Annotated in this window: 19 protein-coding genes; 8 read left to right on the forward strand and 11 right to left on the reverse strand. The window is 59.1% G+C overall.

All coding sequences use genetic code 11. The annotated features are described in order from the left end of the window. Positions 1-181: 181 nt before the first annotated feature. Positions 182-1,108, forward strand: coding sequence for a hypothetical protein (locus tag BFP70_RS19605; protein ID WP_218059702.1), 927 nt, complete (start codon positions 182-184; stop codon positions 1,106-1,108). 241 nt (positions 1,109-1,349) lie between these two features. Here BFP70_RS19605 and BFP70_RS19610 read toward each other — a convergent pair whose 3' ends face one another. The 7 genes from BFP70_RS19610 to BFP70_RS19640 all read right to left on the reverse strand — a co-directional run bounded on the left by BFP70_RS19610 (position 1,350) and on the right by BFP70_RS19640 (position 9,016). Beyond that, positions 1,350-2,447, reverse strand: a complete 1,098-nt coding sequence (locus tag BFP70_RS19610) for an AAA family ATPase (RefSeq protein ID WP_066013754.1) — start codon at positions 2,445-2,447, stop codon at positions 1,350-1,352. Between the two features lie 482 nt (positions 2,448-2,929). Further along, a complete protein-coding gene (locus BFP70_RS19615) occupies positions 2,930-4,480 on the reverse strand; it encodes a TniQ family protein (protein WP_066013788.1) in 1,551 nt (516 codons plus the stop codon). Positions 4,481-4,485: 5 nt separating this feature from the next. Next, the gene (locus tag BFP70_RS19620) at positions 4,486-5,445 is read right to left on the reverse strand and encodes an ATP-binding protein (RefSeq protein WP_066013759.1); all 960 of its coding nucleotides are present in this window, start codon (positions 5,443-5,445) and stop codon (positions 4,486-4,488) included. A 2-nt stretch (positions 5,446-5,447) separates the two neighbouring features. Continuing rightward, positions 5,448-7,652, reverse strand: coding sequence for a DDE-type integrase/transposase/recombinase (locus BFP70_RS19625; protein WP_066013761.1), 2,205 nt, complete (start codon positions 7,650-7,652; stop codon positions 5,448-5,450). A gap of 94 nt (positions 7,653-7,746) precedes the next feature. After that, a complete protein-coding gene (locus BFP70_RS21170) occupies positions 7,747-7,959 on the reverse strand; it encodes a hypothetical protein (RefSeq protein WP_066013762.1) in 213 nt (70 codons plus the stop codon). A 120-nt stretch (positions 7,960-8,079) separates the two neighbouring features. Then, positions 8,080-8,337 (reverse strand): hypothetical protein, encoded by a 258-nt coding sequence (locus BFP70_RS19635; RefSeq protein WP_066013764.1) that lies wholly within the window; start codon positions 8,335-8,337, stop codon positions 8,080-8,082. Position 8,338: 1 nt separating this feature from the next. Beyond that, the gene (locus BFP70_RS19640) at positions 8,339-9,016 is read right to left on the reverse strand and encodes a hypothetical protein (protein WP_066013766.1); all 678 of its coding nucleotides are present in this window, start codon (positions 9,014-9,016) and stop codon (positions 8,339-8,341) included. 1,570 nt (positions 9,017-10,586) lie between these two features. Here BFP70_RS19640 and BFP70_RS19645 point away from each other — a divergent pair. The 3 genes from BFP70_RS19645 to BFP70_RS19655 are packed head-to-tail and all read left to right on the forward strand — an operon-like array spanning position 10,587 to position 17,014. Then, positions 10,587-12,620 carry an N-6 DNA methylase gene (locus tag BFP70_RS19645; protein ID WP_066013768.1) on the forward strand — a complete coding sequence of 678 codons (2,034 nt, stop codon included), beginning with the start codon at positions 10,587-10,589 and terminating at the stop codon, positions 12,618-12,620. Beyond that, positions 12,617-13,771: a restriction endonuclease subunit S gene (locus tag BFP70_RS19650; RefSeq protein ID WP_066013770.1), complete on the forward strand. Its 1,155-nt coding sequence runs from the start codon at positions 12,617-12,619 to the stop codon at positions 13,769-13,771. The genes BFP70_RS19645 and BFP70_RS19650 overlap by 4 nt, the downstream gene beginning before the upstream one ends. A gap of 9 nt (positions 13,772-13,780) precedes the next feature. Further along, positions 13,781-17,014 carry a type I restriction endonuclease subunit R gene (locus tag BFP70_RS19655; protein WP_066013772.1) on the forward strand — a complete coding sequence of 1,078 codons (3,234 nt, stop codon included), beginning with the start codon at positions 13,781-13,783 and terminating at the stop codon, positions 17,012-17,014. 235 nt (positions 17,015-17,249) lie between these two features. Here the strand turns inward: BFP70_RS19655 and BFP70_RS19660 are convergent, their stop codons facing one another. After that, a complete protein-coding gene (locus BFP70_RS19660; RefSeq protein ID WP_066013775.1) occupies positions 17,250-17,969 on the reverse strand; it encodes a putative quinol monooxygenase in 720 nt (239 codons plus the stop codon). 155 nt (positions 17,970-18,124) lie between these two features. On the opposite strand from BFP70_RS19660, the gene BFP70_RS19665 reads away from it, so the two are divergent. Beyond that, positions 18,125-18,985, forward strand: coding sequence for a LysR family transcriptional regulator (locus tag BFP70_RS19665; RefSeq protein WP_218059703.1), 861 nt, complete (start codon positions 18,125-18,127; stop codon positions 18,983-18,985). Between the two features lie 329 nt (positions 18,986-19,314). Here BFP70_RS19665 and BFP70_RS19670 read toward each other — a convergent pair whose 3' ends face one another. Further along, entirely contained in the window at positions 19,315-20,238 is a 924-nt protein-coding gene (locus tag BFP70_RS19670; RefSeq protein ID WP_066013792.1) for an AraC family transcriptional regulator, read from the reverse strand. Between the two features lie 113 nt (positions 20,239-20,351). On the opposite strand from BFP70_RS19670, the gene BFP70_RS19675 reads away from it, so the two are divergent. Together BFP70_RS19675 and aroE are read left to right on the forward strand one after the other, a co-directional pair. Beyond that, a complete protein-coding gene (locus tag BFP70_RS19675) occupies positions 20,352-21,863 on the forward strand; it encodes a GMC oxidoreductase (protein WP_066013776.1) in 1,512 nt (503 codons plus the stop codon). 13 nt (positions 21,864-21,876) lie between these two features. After that, on the forward strand, positions 21,877-22,719 hold the full coding sequence (aroE, locus tag BFP70_RS19680) for a shikimate dehydrogenase (protein WP_066013779.1): 843 nt from the start codon (positions 21,877-21,879) through the stop codon (positions 22,717-22,719). A 478-nt stretch (positions 22,720-23,197) separates the two neighbouring features. Here aroE and BFP70_RS19685 read toward each other — a convergent pair whose 3' ends face one another. Further along, positions 23,198-24,439, reverse strand: a complete 1,242-nt coding sequence (locus tag BFP70_RS19685) for an AGE family epimerase/isomerase (RefSeq protein WP_066013781.1) — start codon at positions 24,437-24,439, stop codon at positions 23,198-23,200. Further along, the gene (locus BFP70_RS19690) at positions 24,432-25,247 is read right to left on the reverse strand and encodes an SDR family oxidoreductase (RefSeq protein ID WP_066013783.1); all 816 of its coding nucleotides are present in this window, start codon (positions 25,245-25,247) and stop codon (positions 24,432-24,434) included. Before BFP70_RS19690 ends, BFP70_RS19685 begins: the two co-directional genes overlap by 8 nt. Before the next feature lie 182 nt (positions 25,248-25,429). Between BFP70_RS19690 and BFP70_RS19695 the strand changes: the two genes are divergently transcribed. Beyond that, on the forward strand, positions 25,430-25,958 hold a 529-nt coding region (locus BFP70_RS19695; protein WP_066013786.1), incomplete at its 3' end, for an IclR family transcriptional regulator.

Here is a 25,958-nt window from a genome sequence, read left to right on the forward strand (position 1 = left end):
AAGCCATTCTGAGAGAAAGGGAGAAGATCAAGAAACTGACGATCCGACAGCGCCGCTTGCAACATCAAAAACAAGCCGCATAATCAATCACGCAACCGAACCAGAGCCTCCAATGTTCAAGCAGATCTGATGTCCCATTTTATATGACGACAGACACGCACTGACTTGGCGTGAGCGCTATGTGCCCGGCGACAATGACACTATTCTCTCGGATCACTACCCTGATCGGGAGGCTGCAGTCAAAGCAGCCGATGCGCTTAACTCTTCCTTGAAACAGGCGCTATCGACTCGCTCGATGGACGATGTCGTCAAGCGCTCTCTGGAGTTGAAAATTGACAAAGCTCTGCAGGCCAAGCGTCGTTTGCAGGATGAAGAGGCGCTGATGCTGGCGGAGGCCCTGCGCCGTTGTGCTGGTGATAAACGACCACATGCGGCAACTATAAAATTGTCGCCTGAGGCCGAGCGCTACCGGCAGGACCTCGCGGAGCAACTGGCTATTATGCCCTATCTCCAGGTTGCAAAGGTCGGCCGCTCGAATAGCCGCTGGAGCCAATCTCTCCTCTATCTCGGGATCGATGGCGTCTGGTCAAAACCCTATCATGCGGGAGCTAAAGCGGCTTTGACCGCTGAGCGTGCCAAGATCGCCAACGGCTTTGACCTCAGCGCCAACATGCATTGGGGAAAAGCTAAGGCTAGGATTCGCCAGATCCTTCTTCCGCGCGCCAACCAACTGCTCCAGCTCGCCAGCGTCCAGCGACTGCTCGCTGAAGCCTTGGCACGCGGCGAACGCGTGCTGGTCTCGAACGGCATCGTCTTCTGGTACGAAGATGACGGTTTAGGGTGGCAAATCAAGGCAACTTCGGCGACACGCGAATCCGATGGTGCTACGATTTGGAGGGAAGGCACGATCCTGTCCACCAACCACGGCCGCCTGGTGGTCCTGCCCTATATAAAGGAGAACGGCGAGCAGGTTCGCGGTCACACCAAGAACGGGCCCAACGATGGACGAGCGCTTCCGCGCCACCATGACCACTATGTCGAGATTCCCTTCTCCCTCTACGACGGTGATTTGATGATCGGTCTGTTCGGTGAGTTGCCATACGAATAAAATCATGTCCGTGAACGGTCACTCGGACATGAGCGCCGCAACAATAATACCGCACCGTCGCAAATCAGCTCTCCGCCCTTAGTTTCGAGCAGAGCATCACACAGCCCTGACGTACAGGCAACTTTGGGTAGGCCCCACAGCGCGGGCGTGACACCAATTCGGGCTGCCACCCACCATTTGTGGCCTGCAGCCCGGACGGCAGCCATGGCCCGAGCCGACCGAAGGCGCGCACATCCACCGCTCAATGCGACAGCGGGCTGCTTGCCATGGCCTCTGCCCTCTCCAGCATCCTGGACACATGGCGCAGGTTGAGATCATGTTCCCCGGCAACCTGATCGATCACCACGCAGATCGCACCCAGGGCAGCATCACTTAGCCCCCGTCGTGTGCCCTCGCGCTCCGCGAAAGAGATGAGATCCCCCTTGCCGGGGCCGACAAGGCGCAGGATTTCCAGGCGGCTCAGGAATGGGGCCGAAAGCGTCCTCAGGCTGTTCGAGGTCAGGACCCAGCTGATCCAGGACATGTCGAAGCCGACCTGATAATAGGGACACTTCCATGCCACGGCTGACGAGCGTTCCAGCAGCGGCAGCAGCCCGTCGGCCAAGCCGTAGGCCTGCCCCTTGGTCGAGGTCGGCGTCCCGGCCTTCTCGATCTCGTCGATCACCACGATCGGGTTCGCGCAGAGGCTCTGCACGATGGTCTGCAGGGGCCGTCCAGGAAATGCCGTGCCCCAGCCGCGTTGTGAGCCGTTGACGACGAAGGAGGCCTGTTCTGCGGTTCCCTCGATGCCACAGCGCGGCACCCCGAGATGGCGCCCGAGTTCGCGCGACCACACGCTCTTGCCGATCCCCGGCGGGCCGTCGAGCAGCACGGGCGGCAAACGGAATCCGGGCTCCCCCACCCGTACCGAGCGGCGCATCGCTGTCCAGAGGAAGTCAGTGGCCGCCGCCATCCAAGGCATCTCGGCATGAATGGCGGCGGCGATCTCATCGGCGCGGTGCTCGCTGGCGATGTCGACTAGGTCCGCCCCGCAGCGGAATACCTCGAGCGCGCGCCGGTCACCCGAGCTGAGATGGCTGAGCCCGGAAGCCTTGGCACGCGCGCCCATTACCCGGCGCGCACGGCGCAGCACCTTGTTGCGGTCCTTTTCCGAGAGCGGCACGGCGATGAGGTCCTCGTTCCAACGCAACTCATCCTCAAAGTCTCCCGGAACCTTTGGGGGCACCCCGTCATGAAGGGCACGGAGCTTGCGCAGATGCCACTCGAAGCGGCGCTTTAGGGCGAACTCGTTCTCGTCGGCATCGGCGAAGCGGGCATCGATGAACTTGATCTTCGTCATGGAGGTCCTTTCTGGCGCGTCGCGCCAAGCCCTCGGGCAGAGGTTCTGCAGGAGGGGGATGTTGGAAAGAACCCGGCCGGATTTGGCCTCAGGGATGCCCAAAGCACAGCTGGCCGTCAACGCCGCCCGTCAGGTCTGAACGCTCCAATGGAGCATCAAAGGCCGCAAATCCGCCCGCCGAGCAAGCCATTGATTTAAATGAAAACCACCGACTGCAGCGCAGTCGATGGTCATTAATTCTGTGCCGGAATGGTCAAATTACCCCGGAAATGGACAAGTTTTAGTGGGTCCTACTGTCGGACCTACCAATAAATGACCATCGTTGAAAATATCGTCGTTGAAATCATTGAACTTTTTCTACGCCTCCTGACCACGGGGCGGCCATTTTGACCATTACACATGATGAGAATGGCCATTGAAAAGTTGCAAAAAATGCCGCCCGAAGGCGGCAGTTCTGGGAGTTCTGGACAACTCGTGGAGCTCTATGCTCCCGGAATCATGAATTGCAAATCCTCTGGTAGATCTGGCGGCGGTGACTTCATCAGAGAAATAACCTCGCTTGGCCTGATCAGGAGAGATGCAAATCCCCTCTCCCCTTCGAGCCGGAGCATCTTGGTCAGGTGGCCCTTAAACATCAGATCGAGAATAATCTTGAGCTTTGTACGAGAGCGCTCGGCCGCCTTGGCAAGATGCTCAAAATCATCCGGCGCTTCCTCAACAACAACGAGGTCTCGCTCAAGGAAACGCTTAACCTTGCTGACACTTCGACCGTCGATTGCTTTGACCACCCGGCTACCGGTTTCAGACGTGTCCTGAACGCGGGTCAGGACACCAAGTTCGACGAGCGCCTGCACGACGGGCCGGGACGCGTTCAGCGTGTCGGCAACGGCATTCAAGCCCATAGCATGTTTGGCGTCCTCGATCAGGTCGCGGGCCTTCCAGTAATCCACAACAACTGACGCGCTGTTGAGCTGGTCCTCTGCGTTGACCAATCCACTTGCCACCAAGATATTCCGCAATGTCTTGGGATGAATTTTCTCAGCCTTCGCGATGGAACTGATGGTAGTCAAGCGCGGGTTCAAGACAGGCTCTCCCAGAACAACCTGACCGGTTACCACCGATGTATTTCCCAAAATGGTTTCGCGGAGAATATCGCGGATCGGTCCCGGATCCTTGGCGAGGCGGCTCGCCGAAAGCCAGCTGTAGAGCATACCGTACGCCTTGCGCGGACGCGCCGTTCCCTCCTGGCGCGCGTTGGTCGCAAGCGCGTCCGAAAAGAATTGCGACAGCGCTTGCTCCCCTGCAGAGACCAGATCCCAAGCCGCACGGCTGGCTACGTCCCAGTCCTGCGGCGTCATGTTGGCCGCCAAGTGGCTTGGCCCGAATGCAATCAGGCCTCCGAGCATTTCGGTCGCGCGCACCGCTTGGTCGATGTCCTGCCCGTCCAACCACTTCGGCCCCGTTTGCCCCGCCAGTCGGTTCTCGACATAGGCTTGTAGCTTCGAAGGCTGACGCGGGTCGTTTAATGCCAGCGCCTGCTCTGTCGCAATTTCAGAGCCTAGTCCTTGAAGCTCATGGAACTGGTCATGCCACGCGCCCGAGCGGATGTCCCGAAGCGGCAAACCATGAACATCGCAGGTGCGAACCGGCGCCAAGCGCCACATCAGGCGATGCCGCATTGAAACACCTGGGCGAACTTCACCATCGCAGTCATCGGAAAGGCAATACGGACAGAACCGAGTAACCAAGCCAGTTGTGAACTCAGAGGAAAATTCACACCCACGCAGCCGGTGGCGGCGTAATCCTATTGCCGTGATGGTGTTTTGGAAGACCGGTTCCGGATTCTGATCCGCCTTTTCACAAAGGCGTTGGACCGCCTCTGGCAGCCCGCGCGCCAGGTCGATAGCCGGAATCTGCAGGTCGTTCAGAAACGGAACCAGGCGGCCTCCCGTGTGGAAGGCCGCCTGACGCGCTGCCCAGGACAGCGGAGTCTCGTCGTGGACGAAGGGAATGTGGGGAAAGAGCTTGCCCATCTTGATCACCGGTTGCGCTTCCGACCACGAGGCGAACGTTCCTCGGCTTTTGGATCCGTTTCGATCAGCCAATAATGCTCGGCGTAGAACACGTTCTCCGAGGCCCCGCAGGACTCGTTCATAGCATAGGCCACCGCGAAGTGGTCGACCGTAAGCTGCGCCTCTTCACGGTCGATCGCGACCTCCATCGCCATCAGCAATAGCTCGATGCTCCGGCCGAAGCGGTAGCGCGCGCCGTGGAAAATCCGACCGATGAGGTCGGGCGCGTGTGGTTCGTCAAGCCCCACCCGTTGGCAATACTGCGTCAGGATGGTCTGGAAGCTGGCGCCATCGACCTGTTCGACCATTCCGGGCAGTGTCATCGCGGTGAAGCGCCGTTTGACCTGGCTGTCGCTCCGGATGACCTCTGACAGTTCCTCTGTTCCGGAAAGGATTACGGCCACCGCACCGTCCCCTTGCATCAAGGATTTGAGCGCCCGCAAGATGAATTTGCGCTCGGCGCAAAACAGATCTTGCGCCTCGTCGATCCAAATGACGCTGATCTCAAGAAGTTCCAGCCGATACCGGAGATCCTGGACCAGCGACCAGTTTTCCTTCCGCGGATTGGCGTTGGGATAGCCCGACTCCTTGAGGAGTTGGAGGATCATGCTCTTGAAGGTTGCGGGGCTCGGCACCGACGATTGAAGACAGCGCGGTGTGCCATCTTCCCGTGGCTGCAGGACCGAGAGCTTGCGAAGGGTCCGTTCCACCAGATGAGATTTGCCGCTGCCCGGCTCGCCCGTCAGCATGAAGCCGCGGGTTTCGCCAAGGTCGGGTGTGCGCTTGGCGACGGGGATCAGGTTGCCTTGGCCGTCTTTGGCCAAGAGGCGCTTGATGTGGGTTGCGACCTCCGCATCTCGGTCAGTGCCGATGTGGAGTTTGCGCAGGCCCTCGAGGGCCTGCTCTGCGCGTGTGAAATCAAACATGATCACTCCTCCTCAAAGGTGATGGAGGACGCGGCCGAGGTCGAGGTCTGGTCGGCACCCCGAGGATGCGCATCCACACGGATGTGGATGTCGTCAGCCCCTTCATCCTCCGGAGGCAGTTCCTGACCCAAAGTGCCCTTCGCCTTCGTAGGAGTCTCGGGCTCATAGAACTGCACGCCGGCCAGCAGGTTCTTTTCTTCGCGCAAGAAACGCGCCTCAGACCAGTCCTCGAGGTTCAAGCCGGCCCGAGCCATCGCCTTCTCGTTGCGATCCTTGATCGCAAGAATAACCGCGCGGACCGCCGCGTTATTCAAGCGGTTCGATTTCGGGGCCCCATTGCGGACATGGCGGACGGCCGTCAGCCATGTTTGTGCGGGCACACCTTTCAGGGACGTGTCGAGGGCGGGGACATTAAACCAGGCCTCGCCAATCTTGACGGAAATTGCCCCGATATCCTTCGGATGCCAGCGCACCTTGACCGGCTTCACATCGGTACGACGCAGGTGGTGCTGGATCACTTCCGATTGATAGCGCACCCCGAGCACGGTGATACCGGTCTTATCCAGGCGATAATCGCGTTCATGCCCGAAGCACAGGCGCATCATCTCCGAGTCCGGCGGCGGCGTGACCCCGTACATCTTGTTCAGGCGACGCCAGGCCTGAACAGGGGTTTCACCGTCGAGACCGCCGTGCGGCGTGTTGTGGTAGATCTCCACAACCCAGCGAATGAGCGCGAACGTCAGATCATCCAGGTTCAAGGCCGCCCGCTTCTCCGGATCCGAGTCACCCTTCTGAAGGATTCCCCGGAACGTGTGCCCGGACAGTCGGGATGCCAGATCACCCGAACAGGTACCAAAGAAGCGCTCGATGGTTCCGCGGTTCTCCGGAACGCCGTTCATGGCCATCTCCCAGGCGATGCCCATGTCCTCGGCCGCCATCCGAAAACGCAAGGACTTGAATGCAGAGCCGCCGTCGAAGACAATCAACTCCGGGGTGCCATGCATGTCCCAAGGCGTGTGCGCCCCCACGGCGTCGGACCAAGCGCCCTTGTTGGTGACGATCATCTGCAACAACTGAACGGCTGCCTCGGAATTCGGCGCGCGGCTCAGGACCATGCCGACGATACAACGGGTGGCACAGCAAATCGCAGCCGTCAGGGTCCATCGTGCAGCCTTCCGCTTCTTGATTTTACCGGTTTTCGGGTCCTGATACTCTTCGTACTGGATGCCCATGAATTGCTTCTCTTCCTCAGTGAAGAGCCCGTAGATCTCGGTACACTGCAGCACCGTCTGAGCATCGAAGGTACACTCGTCGATTTCGACCCGTTCCAATGGCCGCGTCGGGATGACACCCGTCGTGACTGGCCGGAACTTCTTCCGCGCCGCGTCAATACCATTCCGCTTCAATTCCACCTGGAACGGATCCAAGGATCGAACTGCGAGCCGGAAGGTTTCACGGTTCGGGATTTTCATCGCCGGCTTACCCGCTTCTACGAGTTCCATGTTCTTGGCCTCGAACTCCAGCTGCATCTCCTCAAAGAGCTCTTTGATCGTCGGTTTGTCCATCGACATGTACTTCCGAACGCTCTTCATCATCAGCGAACATTCCGCTGCGGTGAGACGAGAGCGGCGAATTCCTCGGTCGGAAACCTTATCCAGATGGCCTGCAAGTCCAAACTTGTCCAACTCCGCCAACCAGCGACGCAAGGTGCGCGGCGACGGCGCTTTCGCAAAGTTTTCGCTCTTATTGATCTTGCCTTCCCGATTGGGCACAGGCGCATCGTTGGGAGCGCGAACAACGACACGCTGGAGAATTACGGGCATGTTGGCCGTGATGGATGCGTCGGTGAACTTCAGAAGCTTTTCGGCGTGCAGTTCAAGCGCAACCTGGCAATAGAGGTCGCGTTTGGTCAGACGACGCACAGGCCGACCCGTCAACGCCGAGATGGAGGTCTGAGAACAGGCCAGGCGTTTGCTCGCCGCAAGTGGGTCGAAATGGTCGCGCTCGACGCGAAGGCGCCCTTCATGGCCGAAGCGGGCGAGGTCTTCAAAGCTGAATTGCTGACAAAGCCCAGTCGTGTCGTCACGGCGCAGGAGGTAGCCGAGTTCCGTTTCTTGGACCACCGTGAAGGCAAGCGTGTCGATCGAAACGCGGTCCAGAAGACCGAAGACATAACGGGCGTTAGCCGTGCTGAAAGAGAGATCCATGATGTGTCCTTTCGTGGGATCAGAGCTGCACAAAGCAGCGAGAAATGCGCGGGCACCGGACAGGCGCCCTGTTGATGGATGAGGAACTGAGGGGTCAGGCTTTCGGCGAATTTGCCTGTTGAAGCGGGATGGTCCCGGCACGGGCCACTTCGGCAAAGAAGTGTTCGATGCTGCCACGCGGCGCCTGTTGCATGGTCGCAGCGCATTCAATGATCGCGAGCTTCTGCGCTCGGCTCTGAAACTCTCGGGCATTGTCGGCGAGAATGGTTTCGGGGATGCCGGGGGTATTCCAGTTGAATGTCGACATGGGCTCTCCTTTCAAAGACATGCGGGGGCTGGCCCTTGGCGAAGGCCGCCAAGGGTTTCGAGTGATCGATGGAAAAACGAAGGTGGAGTTGGTCGCCGCGCTAACGGAGCTGCCTGCCGATCAGAGAGGGTACGCGCTCGGCGCTGCAGGTTTCAGATCAAGCATGGCACCGTCCTGCAGGATCTGAATATCGAGGAGACGAGAGGAACTGACATCGATCATCGCCACTGCGATGACCCGCTGCCGCTCATCCGTCTGCTCTGCCAACGCGGGCATGATGTCCTTCAGATCGATCTGCCATTCGTCAATCTCGACACGTCCAAGGGGCAACTGCTGCGGCCCATGGCGGCTTTGGAACTGGGAACAAGAGTTGGCCATTTCAAACCTCCTTCTTCTTGAAGACCAAGGTTTTTGGGCCAATGCGCTCGTAGTTCAGCGTCTCGAGATGCCCCGAACAGATGAGACGAACGATTGCACGAAACCCCGTGCCCTCAAGGTGCGTCGCCGCAACGAGGTCTCCAACAGAAGTCACGCCCGTCATGCTGCGCACAACATCCTGGGCAACGGGATCGCCGAAGCAATCGGGGCGGCGAACAGAGTGGAAGAGTTTGCCATTGAACAGTTCAACCGGGCAGACATCGTCTTCCGTGAACAGCAAAAAGTTGTCCAGAAAGCCTTGTGAAACGGCCTGCTTTCTGATCCGCGCCAATTCTTGAAGGTAGCGCGTGCTCGCCCGTTCTTTGGGCCGAACGGCATATCCGATCATCTGGCCGTCGGTTTGCAGGGTGGCAATGTCGATGTAGTGCTCGTGAATTTCTCCGAACTTGTCGGACCACTCGAAACGGACCTGCGTCCGGAGTTCCAGTGTCGAGCGCCGATAGCTGAGGATCAGCGCCGCGCATTTTTCGAGGTGGCTTTCAACGCCATGGCGTTCTCCGGGTCCATCGCCAAGTACGAGACCACCGGTGAAGTGTTTGGTGGACCCCACTTGCGTCGCGCGGTCGCCCTTGCATGCTTCGGGCAGGCGGATACCGCCATCAAGGGAAAGATCAGACATCGGTTCTTCTTTCGAAATGAGGTGACGCAGCCCGATCAGCCGGGCAGCGGGTGACCCCGAGGCGCACCTGATCGCCTCCCCTCACCGGCATCGCGGCATAGGTGGCTACAGCAGGCAAACCTCTCCCGTGGCCGTGCTCTGCACTGCCCTGCGGTAGGTCTTTCGTAGTTGAGAAGAGCCGTTTTCCTTGAAGCGTCGGCATTGGCGTGCTAACTTAATCGACGAAAGAGAGCGGACTTCGGTCTTCTCATAAAGCGGCGATCTGTTGGCGCAGATCGCTGTTTTCATTTCTGGTCGTGGTTCGTAGCGGCTTTCCCCCCTGATTTTTCTGGTTGATAGGTTAGCGTTTTTCGCTGAGCAAAAGAAGGCATTTTATTTATCAATTTCAATGCCTTGCGAATAGTGGCGGCGCCTTTCTTTTCGCTCTAAGACTTGGAGCAAGCAGGCTCTCTTCTTCGAGAGAGCACTACATCTTCGACCAAGAGGACCGGTTGAAGCCGATGTAATCCGATGCAACCCCGTTATTCGCATCCAGTTCGCGCCCATCAAACTGAGCGCGGAGGGCGCGAGTTGGGCGAATCGGCGGCAATCCCACATGCACAGGGGAATTTCGGGCAAAGCGGACCAATCTGGTGTCGGTCCCGACAGCGCAACGGCTCGAAAGCAGTACGGTAGCGTTTTGCCGGAAGGCTACAAAAGTCCTAGTCTTGGAGATTTCCATCACACGGATCCATATGGCTTGGCATTCATCATTCCCCGATCCGATTTCTTGGACGGGAGGGGTTCATTCATATGAACCGTATGAGCCGAAGCGAGATATGATGGACCGTGTTTTGCATGGGGAACAGATAGGCCCACCTCGCGACCCCAGACAACTCAATTTGGCCACTTGGTGGGGTCACCTCGCCCGCAATGCTGCAAAACAGCAACACATCGCAAGTTTCTTCGGCGCAGCATTGAGAAAGTTCAAATCTCGTGATCTTGACGTCATACCTCTTATGAAGGAACGATAGTTCCGATTGAGGTAGAGACCTCCACAGTTCCGAAAATGCGTGGCTCGAATTGGCCTTGAGGGTCAAAAGCGCTCGGAGGTCTGCAAGCAGAATCTGCGCTGTCGATCTTGAATTTTGCGCTTCCGCACCAGTTCGTCGTTATGAAGTATTTCGCGCCCGAAACCTCTTCCAGAGACGGTTAAAAGCAAGAATCAGCGCCAGTTTTGTGTCGGGCCACAGGGCAAGTTATGAGTCCCATCATTCGATTGAAATTCAACGGACGAACCGCCAGCCGCTGGTTTTCACGGGGGTGGTCGACAGGCTGATTGCAAGGAGATCGAAGCTAACGTGACAGAGGATATTGCTGGGCAGACCTGAAAAAACCGCGCGGGCAATCAAGACACCTGCCGGCCCTCGCCCAAATACTCACGCTGCGCGCGTGTCCCACCGCTGACATGTTCGAAAGCAAAGTTACTTCCTCACGTCACCATCATCCAACGTATGAAAGGCAGCGCTGGCACAGGTCCGCGCCATTGACTATCGTGCCGGAAAAGACATTCGGATTATTGAGGTAGGTCGTGGAGCATATTGGCAAACTGGAACAGCGCCTCTGGGGCGCTGCTGACTCCCTTCGGGCCAACTCAAACTTCGCCAGCAACGAATACTTCATGCCCGTCATGGGCCTGATCTTCCTGCGCCATGCCTATTCCCGCTTCCTGAAGGTCCGTGACGAGATCATCCCCACCCTGCCATCACGGGGCGGCAAGACACGCCCGCTGACGAAGGAAGACTTCTCGGCACGGTCTTCCATCTTCCTGCGGGACAATGCCCAGTTCGACTACCTGGTCAGCCTTCCCGAAAGCGAGACGGCATCCACCGCCGTCATCGACGCGATGAAATCCATCGAGGAAGACTACACGACCCTCGAAGGCCTCCTGCCGAAACAGGAATACGCGGAACTGGACGAGGACGCGCTGCGCCAGGTGTTGCGGATCTTCAACGATCCAGCCCTGCAGAAGGCAGACGGTGACGTCTTCGGCCGGATCTACGAATACTTCCTGACCCAGTTTGCCGACCAGAAGGCACACGACAACGGCGAATTTTTCACTCCGATCAGCCTCGTCGAAACCATCGTCAACTTTATCGAACCCACGCGTGGCAAGGTCATCGACCCGGCCTGTGGTTCGGGCGGCATGTTCGTGCAATCGGCCCACTTCGTCGAAACCATGAAGGCCAACCCGAACGAACGCCTGACTTTCTACGGGATGGAAAAGAACCCGACGACCCTCCGCCTGGCCAAGATGAACCTCGCCGTGCATGGCCTCGAAGGTGCCATCGAAAAGGCCATCAGCTACTACGAAGATCCGCACAAGACCCATGCGCCCTTCGACTACGTCATGGCCAACCCGCCCTTCAACGTCGACGAAATCGACGCCGAGAAGATGAAGGATGACAAGCGCCTGTCCTTCGGCCTTCCCGGCGTGAACAAGGGCGGCAAGGTCTCGAACGGCAACTACGTCTGGATGTCCTTCTTCCATTCCTATCTGTCCGACACGGGCCGCGCGGGCATCGTCATGTCGTCGCAGGCCTCCTCGGCGGGCGGGCAAGAGGCCAAGGTCCGCGAGGCGATGGTCAAGACCGGCGACATGGACATCATGCTCGCGATCCGCGGCAACTTCTTCTACACGCGCACCGTGCCCTGCGAGATCTGGTTCATGGACAAGGGCAAGCCCGAGCATCTGCGCGACAAGGTGCTGATGCTGGATGCGCGGCAGGTCTTCCGCAAGGTGACGCGCAAGATCTGCGATTTCTCCCCTGAACAGGAAAAGAACCTGACCTCCATCGTCTGGCTCTACCGTGGGCAGGAAGACCGCTTTGCCGGGCTGGTGCAGGACTACCTGTCCACCGCGCGGGACGAGGCGCTGGGGGCGGATTTCACCGACGTTCTCGACGTGCTGGGCAAGGCATGCACCCATTTTGCCGCCCATGTCGATGTGGCCGAGCTGAAGGCGGGGATTGCCAAACTGACCACGGACGCCACGGCCTATGGCGTGGCGGCATCGGCGCTGGTGCAGCCGGAGGCATCCATTGATGCCCTGACGGCGGCATGGACGGCGATGCAGCCGCTGGCGGATCAGGCCAAGACCCTGATCAAGGAAATCGACCATCTGGCCAAGCTTGTGCAAAAGGCACAGGAGGCGGCGATTGCGGCGGGCGAAAAGGCCACCGAGGGCAAGAAACATCTGGCGGCGATTGCCGAGGCGCGGGTGGCGCTGACGGGTGATCCGGAAATCCACCTGACGCCCAGCGGGGCGCTGAAACGCTTCCGCTATTTCGAGGGGCAGGCAGACTGGCTGCTGTCGCGATTCCCCGAAGGGCGGCTGCGGGATGTCGAGGGGCTGGTAAAGCTGGTCGATAAGGCCGAACTGGCCGAGAATGACTACAGCCTGACTCCGGGCCGCTATGTGGGTGTCGCACCGGAAGAGGATGACGAGGATTTCGACTTCGAGGAGGCGATCAAGGAGATCCACGACGAGTTGGAGACCCTGAACGCCGAGGCAGCGGACCTGGCCGAGACCATCGCGAAGAACTTCGCGGAGTTGATCGTATGAGTTGGCAAGAAAAGGCGATTTCGGACCTCGGCAAAGTCGTTACAGGGAAGACGCCATCTACGAAAAATCGAGAATTCTACGATGGGGAATTTCCGTTTGTTACGCCAACCGACTTGGACTGGCAGAGCTACTTCGTTCGAACGACCCACTCGACGATCACCAAGCTTGCGAGCGACCAACACAAGAACCAGATGCTTCCGGCGGGCGCCACAACCTTCACTTGCATTGGAAACACGATCGGCAAGTGTGGGATTACCGCAGAGACGAGCCTTACGAACCAGCAGATCAACAGCATCGTTCCGAACGATGAGCACGATAAGCGATTTGTCTACTACCTGATGCTCCACAACAAGGATGCTATCCGGTCTATTGGCTTGAGCGGAGGCGCGGCTCAACCGATCATCAACAAGTCGACCTTTTCGAACGTAAAGGTCCGGGTTCCCGACCTCCCCACCCAAGAGCGTATCGCGGGGGTGCTCTCGGCCTATGACCACCTGATCGAGAACAACCGGCGGCGGATTGCGTTGTTGGAACAGGCGGCGCGGCTTTTGTATCGCGAATGGTGCGTCCATTTCCGCTTTCCCGGCTTCGAGACCGCCAAGTTCGTCGATGGCCTGCCGGAGGGTTGGGAAGTTCGGAAAGTTAAAGACCTTCTCGCTCGCTTGAAATCGAAACCGACAGTTCGAAAAGACGAATACCAAGAATATGGTCAGTGGCCCTGTGTGGATCAGGGGCAGGATTTCATTGGCGGATACACCGACAATAGAGAAGCGATATATCATGACGGCCTGCCGCTCATCGTGTTCGGGGACCACACCCGGGCACTAAAATTCGTGGACTTCCCATTTGCTCGCGGTGCGGATGGAACCCAGATCATTCAGTCGAACGAAGAACGTCTTCCTCAAGAGCTGTTCTACTTTTCATTGATCAATGTTGATCTATCCAATTATGCCTATGCGCGTCACTTCAAGTTCCTGAAGGATAAGGAAATCATCATCCCTACAGAAGGACTGGGAAAAAGCTTCTCGGAAAGGGCCAGGGCAGTCTTTGATCAAGTTCGAACGCTACGGGATCAAAACCGAAAGCTCGCCAAAGCCCGCGACCTTCTCCTTCCGCGTTTAATGGATGGACGTCTTCCCATCCCAGAGTAGTATCTGGCCATGAACGATTTTACCGAAGACCTTTTGGTTCAAAAGACGATGGCCGATTACCTGGCCGACGAGCATGGCTGGCGATCCGTCATGGCGTGGAACAGCGAGACCTTCGGCCCTGAGGGAACGCTGGGCCGCAAGTCCGACAAGGACGTGATCCTGACCCGCTATCTCTCCGAGGCGCTGGTCACCCTGAACCCCGGCCTGCCGGATGAGGCCTACGAACAGGCGCTGCGCAAGATCACCGATACCTTCGCCTCGCAATCCCTGCTGAAGACCAATCAGGAAAAATACGAGCTGCTCCGCAACGGGGTGATGGTGAAGTTCCGCCAGAACAACGAGCCCCGTGTCGAGCACCTGCGCGTGTTTGACTTCGACAGGCCCGAGAACAACGACTTCCTTTGTGTGCGCGAGCTGTGGGTGCGCGGCTATGCCCACCGGCGGCGGGCCGACATCGTGGGCTTCGTCAACGGCTTACCGCTGATGTTCTGCGAGTTGAAGCGCCCCGACCGCGACCTGCGCCGCGCCTATGCCGAGAACCTGAGCGACTACAAGGACACGGTCCCGCACCTGTTCCACTTCAACGCCTTCGTCATCCTCGGGAATGGCGAAGAGGGGCGGATGGGCTCGATCAGCGCGGATTACGAGCATTTCGCCGAATGGCTGAAGCTGGATGAACGCGACCGCCGCGATGGCCGCCTGCCGATGGAAGCGCTGCTGAAAATCGTCTGCGACAAGCGGCGGTTCATGGACCTGTTCGAGAACTTCATCCTGTTCGCGGACACGGCCAACGGGCTGGCAAAGATCATCGCGAAGAACCACCAGTTCCTGGGGGTGAACCGGGCTGTGGCAGCGGTGGAGAGCCGCGAGGATCTTGAGCGCAAACTGGGTGTGTTCTGGCACACCCAAGGATCGGGCAAGTCCTTCTCGATGGCGTTGTTCACCCAGAAGGTCCACCGCAAGTTGGGCGGTGATTTCACCTTCCTGATCCTGACCGACCGCACCGATCTGGATAACCAGATCTACAAGACCTTCGCTTCGGTCGGGCTGGCCAATAACGACAAGGACGCCTGCCGCGCGGCCTCTGCCAAGAACCTGCGTGAGCTGCTCGGGCAGCAGAAGAAGGTCATCTTCACGATGATCCAGAAGTTCACGGATGATGAGGCCGAGAACGGCGTCTATTCGACCAGTGACAAGCTGATCGTGGTGACGGACGAGGCCCACCGGACGCAATACGGCATGCTGGCGCTGAACATGCGCAAGGGGCTGCCTAATGCGAGCTTTATAGGGTTCACCGGCACGCCGCTGTTCTCGAACGACCAGATCACCAAGCAGGTTTTCGGGGGCTATTTGTCCACCTATGACTTTCAGGATGCCATCGAGGATGGGGCGACGCTGCCGCTGTTCTACGACGCTCGTGGTGACAAGCTGAAGATCGCCGGGGCGGACCTGAACGAACGTTTGGCCGAAGCTTTGGCCGAGGCGGAAGTGGATGATCCTGACGTTGCCGCGAAGCTCTCGGATGATCTGAAACGCGAGTACCATGTGGTTACCGCCGAGCCCCGCCTGAAACATGTCGCGAAGGATTTCGCCTGGCACTTCTCGACGAATTGGGAAAGCGGGAAGGCGATGTTCGTCGCCATCGATAAGGTTACCGCCGTCAGGATGTACGACTACATTCAGGCGGAATGGGGCGCCCGGATCGCTGCGTTGGAAGCTGAACTCGGTTCCATCACTGACGATCAAGAGCGAATCCAGCGCCAAGCCCAAATTGCGTGGATGCGCGAGACCGAAATGGCCGTGGTCGTCAGTGACGAGCAAAACGAAGTCAAGAAGTTCAAGGATTGGGGTCTTGATATCATTCCGCACCGGAAGCGGATGAAAGATGGCTTCACGGTCAATGAAAAGGTCGGCGGTCGCGAGGTCGAGAAGCGGCTGGACGTCGAAACTGCTTTCAAGCGCGAAGAGCATCCTTTCCGAATCGTGATTGTCTGCGCAATGTGGCTGACCGGCTTCGATGTACCCTCCCTTTCAACCCTGTATCTCGACAAGCCTCTGCAAGCGCACACGCTGATGCAAGCAATCGCGCGGGCGAACCGCGTGAAGGAAGGCAAAAACAACGGACTAATTGTCGATTACTGCGGTATCTTGAAAAACCTGCGTAAAGCTCTCGCGACGTTTGCGGGGCACACTGGCGGCGGCGCAATCGGAGGTCCTGATCAGCCAGCACCAGAGGTAGATCCGGTTAACCCCGAAGAAAAGCTGCGTGGTGAACTCGTGGAGGCCATTGCACTGGTCGGAGAACGCTTGAAAGATGGCGGCTTCGATTTGGATCGCCTCCGCGAAGCCGAGGGCTTCAATAAGCTCAAGGCGTTAAAGGATGCTAAGGAAACGATCAACGAGAACGACGAATCTCGAAAGGGCTTTGAGATTGCAGCACGTGCCGTATTCCGGAAGTACAAGGCATGTCTAACGTTCGCTTGGGCTGAGGATTTCAAAGGCTCTTACCAGGCAATCAACTACATCTACAGCTCTCTGCAAGACGACAAGGCCGAAGCAGACACGACAGCGATCATTCAAAAGCTCAATGCGATCGTGGCCGACGCGATAGAAATCACCCCTGACAAAGAGGGCGAGAAGGTCTTCGATATCTCCAAAGTGAATTTCGATCTGCTACGACGCGAATTTGCGAAAAGCGACAAGAAGGCCAGCGACACACAGGACCTACGTGAGGTGATCAGCCAACGTCTTGCGAAGATGTTGGCCGCCAACCCAACCCTGACCGACTTTGAAGAGCGCTTCGACAAGATCATCAAAGATTACAACAAGGAGAAGGACAAGAATACGATTGAGGCTACCTTTGAGGCGCTCATGCGTCTCGCAGCTGAAATGGAAGCAGAGGCAAAGGCACACGTAGCTTTGGGGCTATCCGCCGATCAGAAGCCGATTTTCGACCTTCTTTTCCGTGATGATCTGTCAAAGGATGAAATCAAACAGATCAAATCGGCATCGGTTGCGGTTTTGGAGACCATCAAAACGCGGATGACGCAGGTTCAGGACATTTTCCAAAAGCAGGTAACGCGCGCTCGCCTCCGTCAGGATATATATGATCTGCTTTACGACGAGAAAAATGGCTTGCCGGCCTCGAAGTATGACGATTCCGAGTTGGAAATGAAAACGGATCAGGTTTTCCAGTTTTTTGAACGACGGTACGCAATGCCCCCGTCACCAGCGTTCACATAATAGACGTCATCGGCCCTCTCCGGACGTTCGGCGTTTGGTGGGCGCTGCGGCGCGGCTTCGCCAAAGCGGCCGTTCGGGCACCGGCGCAGCATTTCAAACGAACCGACGTCTGCAGTGCGGACAAAGCGCTAATTCGCTGCAGTTACTCGAACGGCCGCTTCACGGTGAATCTAAATTCGTTCGGCAAAGCGCCTGATGCGTTGCACCAGGCGCCTCTTGTTCCTGTCACATCTCGTTACTTGATTGCGAGGATGTCGAAATTGTGGACGTTAGCGACCACACCGTCGTCCCACCCGCCAGCGACCAACTCAGCTGCCCGTTCGTTCAGCAGCCCGGCGACTTGACCGGCAAAGTGTGCTTCACGGCCAGCATTGTTGGTGAAGATGTCGAAGATTGCGAAGGATGTTTCGTCAATCTGCAGCGCCGCCCAGAACAATGTGCCGGGTTCGGTTTCTCCGACGATGGGACCAGCTGCGGTCAGCAAGGCTGCCAATTCCGGCCCTCTGCCGGGTGCTGCTTCGAGCGTGATGTACGTGGCTGTCGTGGCCGAGTAGAGATCAACCGGTTCCCTCACCGACAGGACATCGGAATTGTTGATATTCGCGACAACACCATCGTCCCAGCCCCCGGCGACCAGCGCGCCGGCATTTTGGTTCAAAGCCGCGGCCACAGCGCCGGAGAAATGCGCATTGCGCGCCTCTTCATCCACGAAGATATCAAAGATCGCGAGCGTATCGTCGTCTTGTAATGCAAACCAAAGCACGGTGCCTGGTTCGGTGTCCGCGACAATCGGGGCGGCTCCGGCCAGAAATTCGGCGAATGCTTCGGTCTGGCCTTCAGCGGCGGGCATGGCGATGTAGCTGGCAGTGTGATTTTCCATTGGGGTTTCCTGTGCGGCTGCAGATGTCGTGATCAAGGCCAAAGCGGCGAGTGTCTTGAGAATTTGGGCTTTCATGGTCGCCTCCTGATTAAGAGGTTGTTGTGTTTGGTTCGATGCACCCTTTTCTCATGCCGAATGCCTCAGGCACCAATCCCGAACTTCTATTCTTTGATAGACATATGCTATGGTTAACCTCATGGCGAAAAGTGACGGAGACTGTGGCAGTGGAGATGAACCAGATCAGGTATTTTTTGGCTGTCTGCCAGCATCGCAACTTCACCCATGCAGCTAGCGCCTCAAATGTTTCCCAACCGTCCTTGACGACCGCGATCAAGAAACTTGAACATGAGCTCGAGGGTGATCTGTTTGTCAGGGACCGCGCGGGATGCAGGTTGACGGCACTCGGAAAACTCATGCAGCCCAGGCTACAGAAAGTGCATGACGAAACGCAGGCAGCTAAGGCAGAAGCCGTCCGCCACACGCGACTAGAGCGGGTTCCTATTTCTGTCGGTGTTGGCGAAACGATTGGTCACAACCGGATTTCAGCCGCCGTGGAACGCTTCCGTACACGATTGCCGCAAGCCGAAATAGAGTTGATCGTGGCGTCTGCCTCCAAGCTTATGGCCGGATTGCGAGAGGGTGAATTTGACGTCGTTGTCACAGCGGCGACGGTCAGTGAAGACCTCTATAGAATAGACCAGCTCTATGACGAGGCCTACAAGGTTGTGGTGTCCAAGTCGCACCCGTTGTCTGGACGAAACGCTATTTCTCTTTCGACACTCGCTGAAACTGACATGCTCGATCGACTCAATTGCGAAATGCGCGATGCGTTGCATCGGGCATGTGCAGACCAAGGTCACGAACTCTACGCGGCCTATCGGTCAAATCGCGTGGATTGGTTAGTCGAACTCGCGCGGCAGGGATTAGGCGCGGTGATTTTGCCAACCACGGCAATTCCAACAGATAGGGGCCTCGTTTCGATACTCATCGACGACCTTGAAATTTCGCGAACTGTTTCTGCTCTTCGTTATCGGCACCAAACGACAAGACTAGAGACAAATGATCTGATCCGTGAGATTGCGCGTGTGTAGGCGTAGTCTCATTGATGGCCGACATTCGCGCATAGTGCAGTAACTGGTACTTTGGGCTCGGAGCGGACATGCGGCGGTGCGGCGGCCCCATCACGAGGGCCGCGCCTCCCTATCGACGCGATCGGCCCTCTGCGGACCTTTGCTTCGCCGACGAACGCCGCAGCGCGGCATCATCAGACCGGACTTTCGCTGCGCCTGACTGGTTTTCGAACCATCGAACTCGCACAACGCGGTCATGCAATCGCGCACGAAAGAGTAAATCCCAATCGGGATCACATCGGACAAACCTGCCAAAATTGCACGATTTTCGGAAAGGTCGTGCGAGCCGCTTATGTCTGCAGGCTTTGGCGGACGGACCGACCTCGCTTTGGCACAGATTTCAGATCCTGCCCCCTGATTGCAGTGCGGAACGCCGTTGGCGTCATGTTGCGGGCATTGCGAAAGCGTCGCGCGAAGTCGGCGGCATCGGAGAAACCGCACTCGGTTGCAATCAGGCCCACGGGGCTGTCGGTCTGTATCAGCATCTGGCACGCCCGGCCAATTCGCAATTGCAGCACATAGGCGCTGATCGACATGCGGGCGCTGCGTTTGAAGATCCGTTGCAGTTGGCTCTCGGTCAGATGCACAAGATCACACAACGGGGCCAGTCGCATCGGTTCATTGTAATGGGCATGCAAATGGTCCAGCACCTTCTGCATCCGCGCCCGGTCGCGCGGCATCTCGCTGACCGTGACCTCTCCGTTGGCCAGCATCACTCGATCAGTTGATCCCGACAAGGTCGCGAGGATGGACTGGAATGTGATCACCTGATCCACGCCATCCATCTGCCTCAGGTGCAGGATCCGGTCTCGCAGTTGCGCCGACGTTCGCGCTCCGAAGCGCAATCCACGCCGGGCCTGCGCAAGCAGAGCCGTGACGGGCGAAAGCTCTGGCACCAGACCGATCAGGCTGGTGATCCAGTCACTGGTGAACCAGCACACAATGGCGCGATGGTCGCCGGCAATCTCGATCAGGCTTTGGGATTGAAACGCATGCGGCAGGTTGGGGGCGATCAGAACCAGATCCCCGTCGTCGTAAGGCCCGACATGGTCCCCCACAAAGCACAATCCGCGGCTGTTCACCGTGAGGGTCAGCTCGAATTCCGGGTGGTAATGCCAGTTGAACGGAAACTCTGGCAGGCGGCGGTCGAAGACATGCAGGGACCGGTCCGGCGGGATGGCAACCGTCTCGAAGTAAGGCGAAGATATGTGCATTGCGTGCCAGTTCAGCATTCAGATGCAGCAATCATACAAGGATATGCGGCAATAGGGAATGGTGCGCGCGGTGAAGACTTGGCATCTGTTGAGCGGAAACCCGGGAGCGCGTGATGCAGATCATAAAAACGGATATCGCGATTGTCGGCTCGGGGGTGGGTGGTTCTGCCGTGGCGCATCAACTCGCAGGCAGCGGCGCGAAAATCCTGATCCTCGAACGCGGTGACGATCTGCCGAACGAGCTGCAGAACAGCGATGCAGAGGCGGTTTTCTTCCAGTCACGGTACAAGACGACAGAGGAATGGGTGGACGCGAAGGGGGCAGCCTATCGGCCCGGTCAATACTACTATGTCGGCGGGCATACGAAGTTCTACGGCACCGCGATGTTCCGCTTCCGCGAAAGTGACTTCACGCAGGCGCAGATCGACGGCGCCACATCCCCGGCCTGGCCGGTCAGCTACGCCGATCTTGCGCCATACTACGCCGCAGCCGAACGCCTGTATGGCGTGCGCGGCGCGGCAGGTGTCGATCCGACCGAGCCGCCCCGCGATGCCTTCCCCCACGCCGCGATCCCGCACGAGCCAGTGATTGCCGCGCTGTCGGATCGGTTGCGCGCGCAGGGCCTGCACCCATTTGCGATGCCATCGGCAATCGATTATGGCCCCGATGGCACCTGCCGGCGCTGCGGCACCTGCGATGCCTTTGCCTGCCGGTTCGACGCCAAGGGTGACGCGGATACGCGCGTGCTCCGCCCACTCCTGACGCATCCGGACGTGCGGCTGGAACGCAACGCGGAAGTCACGCGGCTGATTGCCGATGGCGAGGGCAAGCGTATCGTCGCCGCAGAGGTGCTCCGGTCCGGGGAGATCCTGCGCGTGGAAGCTCAGGTCTTTGTTCTCAGCGCTGGGGCGATCAATTCCGCACTGATCCTTCTGCGGTCCGCCTGTGAGGCGGCACCGGACGGAATTGCCAACCGGTCCGACGTCGTGGGCCGATACCTGATGAACCATCACCTGACCGGAGTGATGGGGGTGAAGCCCTTCACTACAAACACCACAAGGTTCCCCAAAACACTGTCGTCGAACGACTTCTATCACGGTTTGCCAGACGATCCCGATGCGCGCGGCAACATCCAGATGCTGGGCAAGATCCAGGGTGCGATGATCCGTGCAACGTATCCCGGAACGCCGCAGTTCGTGGCCGACTGGTTGGCCCGCCACTCCGTCGACGTGCTGGCGATGGGCGAGGATCTGCCCGACCGCGAGAGCCGCGTGCGCCTTCTGGACGGTGACCGGGTGCAGGTCGATTACCGCCCCGGCGGGCGGGCCGCCCATGATCGGTTCGTGCGCCATGTCAGGCATGTGCTGCGCAGGGCCGGGTTCCCGGTCGTTCTGCGTCACAGCTTCGGCATTCAGGCCCCCTCGCACCAATGCGGCACGGTGCGGATGGGCGATGATCCGGCGAGATCGGCGCTCGACGCCATGTGCCGCGCGCATGATCATCCGAACCTTTACGTGGTGGACGCGGGGTTCTTTCCCTCTTCCGCCGCGCTTAACCCGGCACTGACCATCGCAGCCCAGGCGCTGCGGGTCGGCGCGCATATGCGCAACACGCGCGCCATCTGAAAGGACACGCCCTATGAACTTCCTGCTGCCGCTGACCGGCTCCTTCGCGCAACCCGCAGCCGAAAACCCGACCGTCGCGATGATCGAGGCTGCCTACCGCCACCACGGTCTCGATTGGCGCTACATCAACGTCGAGGTCGCACCCGACGATCTGGCCGACGCCGTGCGCGGTGCGCGGGCAATGGGCTGGCGCGGCTTCAACTGTTCCATTCCGCACAAGGTCGCCGTGATCGACCACCTCGATGGCTTGGGAACATCGGCCGAGATCATAGGAGCCGTCAATACCATCGTGCGCGACGGCGACCGGTTGATCGGTGAAAACACCGACGGGCGCGGCTTTGTCGCGGCACTGAAATCGGTCGTGGATCCGGCGGGCAAATCCGTCGTCCTGTTCGGTGCGGGCGGTGCAGCGCGGGCGGTTGCGGTAGAGATGGCGCTGGCCGGCGCCGCGCGGATAACCGTCGTCAATCGCACCGCTGGGCGGGGACGTGCGGTCGTCGACCTGTTGAACAAACGCACGGACACGCAGGCAAGTTACGCCCCGTGGGACGGCACCTTTGTCGTGCCGGCCGGCACAGACATCGTGATTCACGCCACGTCCGTCGGTCTGTATCCGGACATCGACGCAATGCCCGACATCGACACCGACAGCCTGACACCGGAGATGGTCGTCGCCGACGGAATTCACAACCCACCCCTGACACGCCTGCTTCAGGCCGCCAAGGATCGCGGCTGCAAGACGGTTGACGGGCTCGGTATGCTGGTGCAGCAGGGCGTGATCGGCGTAAAATACTGGACCGGTCTTGACGTCGATCCGCAGGTGATGCGGCGGGCCTTGTTAGACCTCAACATGTAGAGCCGGGACCGACGACCCTTTAAAGCGTCGGACACTTGGCTCTCTTTTTTGGCTACAAGACATCGCCCGGCAGAACGGAGGTCACGCGCCACCCAAAGGGATATGTCTCAAGTGTGCTGTTTTGACAGGATTTCTTGCCACAACGCAGTGTCGACCTGCGAACGATAGGAGCCATCACGCGGCGTCGAGATGTACTTCGTCTTGCGGCCCTTGCGGGTTGAAAGACGCGTGACGGCTCATAGCTACTATTTCTCGAGTTGCAATATCCGCTTGAGCACACCCTGAACCGGGCATTCATGCAGCATGAGACACTTGTACGCCAGTCCGTCAGCGGGCCGGTAGAGTTAGGTGTTCAATCTCGGCATCTAGTGAATCGGGCCCAGTGTCGCGAGCGAAGCTTGCGATCTCTGTATTGCTACTCTGACGGCGTGCGCGGTCGTGGCGCTTCCGTGGCGAACTTGGTCGCGGGATGAGGGCCTCATGTCCTCAGAATGCCGCCGGCGAGTGAGGCTGACACTGGGATCAAAGGCGTTATCGTGGCCTGGAAATCGTGATAGAGATCCTCTCGCGTCGGGTAGACCACCCCACTCAGGGCGCCCTCGGCGTCGATCTCGTGCCGCCAACTGCCGTCGCTCGGGTCGATCAGCCGGTCCGCTATGAAATCCCATGCCTGACGGTAGACCGCCTCGAAGCGCGGCTCTCCGGTGCGGCGCAGCAACATCAAGGCGGTATTCGCCAATTCGGCCTGCACCCAGTAAGCGCGGTTCGCAACCGAGACGGCGCCGTCGAAGCCTACCGTGTAGACCATGCCCGGATGACCATCCGGTGCCCAACCGAGCGATACGGCCATGTCGAAGAGCGCGATTGCATCAGTTAGAAGCCACGCGGGAGCGGAGCGTCCAACAGCGAGACAGGCGGCTTCGACCTTCAGCAGGAGGCCGCCCCACTCCGCGTGGTGGCCGGGGGTCAAGCCCCAAGGGCGGGTGTCGTCGGCAGGCTGGTCGGACCCGTAGTCTGGCAGAATTTCCCAAGCGGGCGAGAAATGCTCCGGCAGGGTGCCGCCCTGCGCGGATGGGATCTCGTGACCGAACCGCAGCGCAAGCGCCAGGGCCCGGTCCAGCCAGCGGGTGTCATCGGTGGCATCCAGCAGCGCGAGACAGGCCTCGAGGGTGTGCATGTTGCAGTTGGCCCCGCGGTAGGCTTCCGGGTCGGACCAGTCGGCCGCGAAGGAGGGCTGCATCACCTGCTCGGCCTCGATCCAGAAATGGTCGTCGATCACGGCAACCGCGGCCTGCATCAGCTCGTCGCCGCGGGGGACCCCGGCCATCGTGGCGGAGGCGCCGGCCAGCCCAATGAAGGCGTGCAAATAGGCCTTCTTCCGCGACGGCCCCGCCGCATCGGCGAACCAGCCGTCGCGCTCACGATCCCGCAGCGGGCCGTCCAGCAACGCGGCCACACCATGTTCGGCCAGCGAGGCGGAACCGGGCAGGCCCATCAGGCTGGCAATGGAATAGCAATGCACCTTCCGCGCTGTGATGATACCCTGAGGGGTGTCATCGACCAGAGTGCCATCGTTGCCCAGTGTCGCGAAGCCGTTGGGCACGCGAGCCTTGGCGTAATGCCGCAACAGGTGACGCCCTTCTGTGCGCAGCCATTGACGGTGATCCTCGCGGTCCGCCCAGAAGGCGGACCGCAAGACGGGGGTCCGGAGGTCATCCATTGGTAATCATCCCCCCGTTCACGTGCAGCGTCTGACCGGTCATGAAGCTGCTATCTTGGCAGGCCAGGAAGACATAGGCCGGGCCCAGTTCACGCGGTTGCCCGAGGCGCCCCATCGGAGAGGACATTTCCTTCAGCATCTCCTCGTCGAAATCCTTGAATACAAGCTGGATTTCAGTGGCAACCGGTCCGGGCGCCACCTGGTTGACGCGGATCCCCCGTTCGATCAGCTGCAGCGCCAGCGCTCGGGTATAGCCGACGATGGCCCCCTTGGTCGCCGTGTAGGGCACCAAGGCCGCATTGCCGACATAGGCATTGACCGAGGTGGTGTTGATGATACTGCCGCCTTCTTTCATGTGCTCCAGCGCGGCGCGGGTCGTGTGGAAAATGCCGTTCATATTCACGTCGAAATGTTGCTGCCACTCGGCGTCGGAGATGTCGGCCTGCGCCGCGTAGGGCTTCTGCATCCCGGCGTTGTTCACTAGCACATCGATGCCGCCCCAGGCCTTGACGACGGCGGCCACCGTGGTCGCACAGCTCTCCGCGCTACCGGTGTCGCCCTGCAGCACCAGCGCCTCAGCCCCTTCGGCCTCGATGCCCTGGCGGGTCTGCTCCGCACTCTCGGCGTCGGAATGGTACAGGATCGCGACGCGCGCACCCTCCCGCGCCATGTGCAGTGCCACGGCACGCCCGATGCCGCTGTCACCGCCGGTGATTAGGACGCGCTTGTCCTTCAGCTTGTCCGATCCCTTGTAGGCATCGGTGATGTATTCGACGGGGGGAAGCAGGTCGTCCAGACGGTCCTTCATGGAAAATTCCTCTCTATGGCGCGTGGCCGGTTGACAGCGGGGCAAGGTGTCTTTCCGCTCGGTCTTCCAACGAAGCGAGCCAATGCAAGTTCCACGATTTTTTCATTTTCGCCGAGTGACTTTGGCAATTTTTCCGCTAGATTTTCCACTATGCTGAAACTCTGTAATGATGAAGGTCCGCAATGATCCAGTCTGTCTCTCGCGCACTCCACCTTCTTGAAATTCTGGCCCGTTCCGGAGGGTCTGCAAAACTGAAGGAAATTACTGACATTTCCGGGCTCACGACGCCCACGGCGCACAACCTGCTCAACACGCTGGTCGCACTCGGATACGTGAAGCGGCGCCAGGGAGATGTCCGCTACCATCTCGGGGATCGCATCCTGAACATCGCTCGGGTGGCCGGGAACGATGCTGAGCTGCGGGAGACCCTGCGTCCGAAACTGGAGGCGCTCTTCGAGATGACGGGCGAAACGGTTTTCCTTGCTGTGCCATCGGGCGACGACATTTACTTTCTCGACGCCATCGAGAGCCGCAAGCTTCTCCACGTCGCCGCGCAGACGGGTCAGCGTGTGACGATGATAGGTTCGGCCATCGGACAACTCTTCCTTGCCTACAACCCATCTTTGAGGGCCCGCACCGAGATCAGCCAAGACCTGCGCCGGGACGTAGAGGACATCGCCCGCCGCGGCTACGCGATCGATCACGAGAAGG

It is taken from the genome of Thioclava sp. SK-1 (genome assembly GCF_001705665.1).
GTDB lineage: Bacteria > Pseudomonadota > Alphaproteobacteria > Rhodobacterales > Rhodobacteraceae > Thioclava.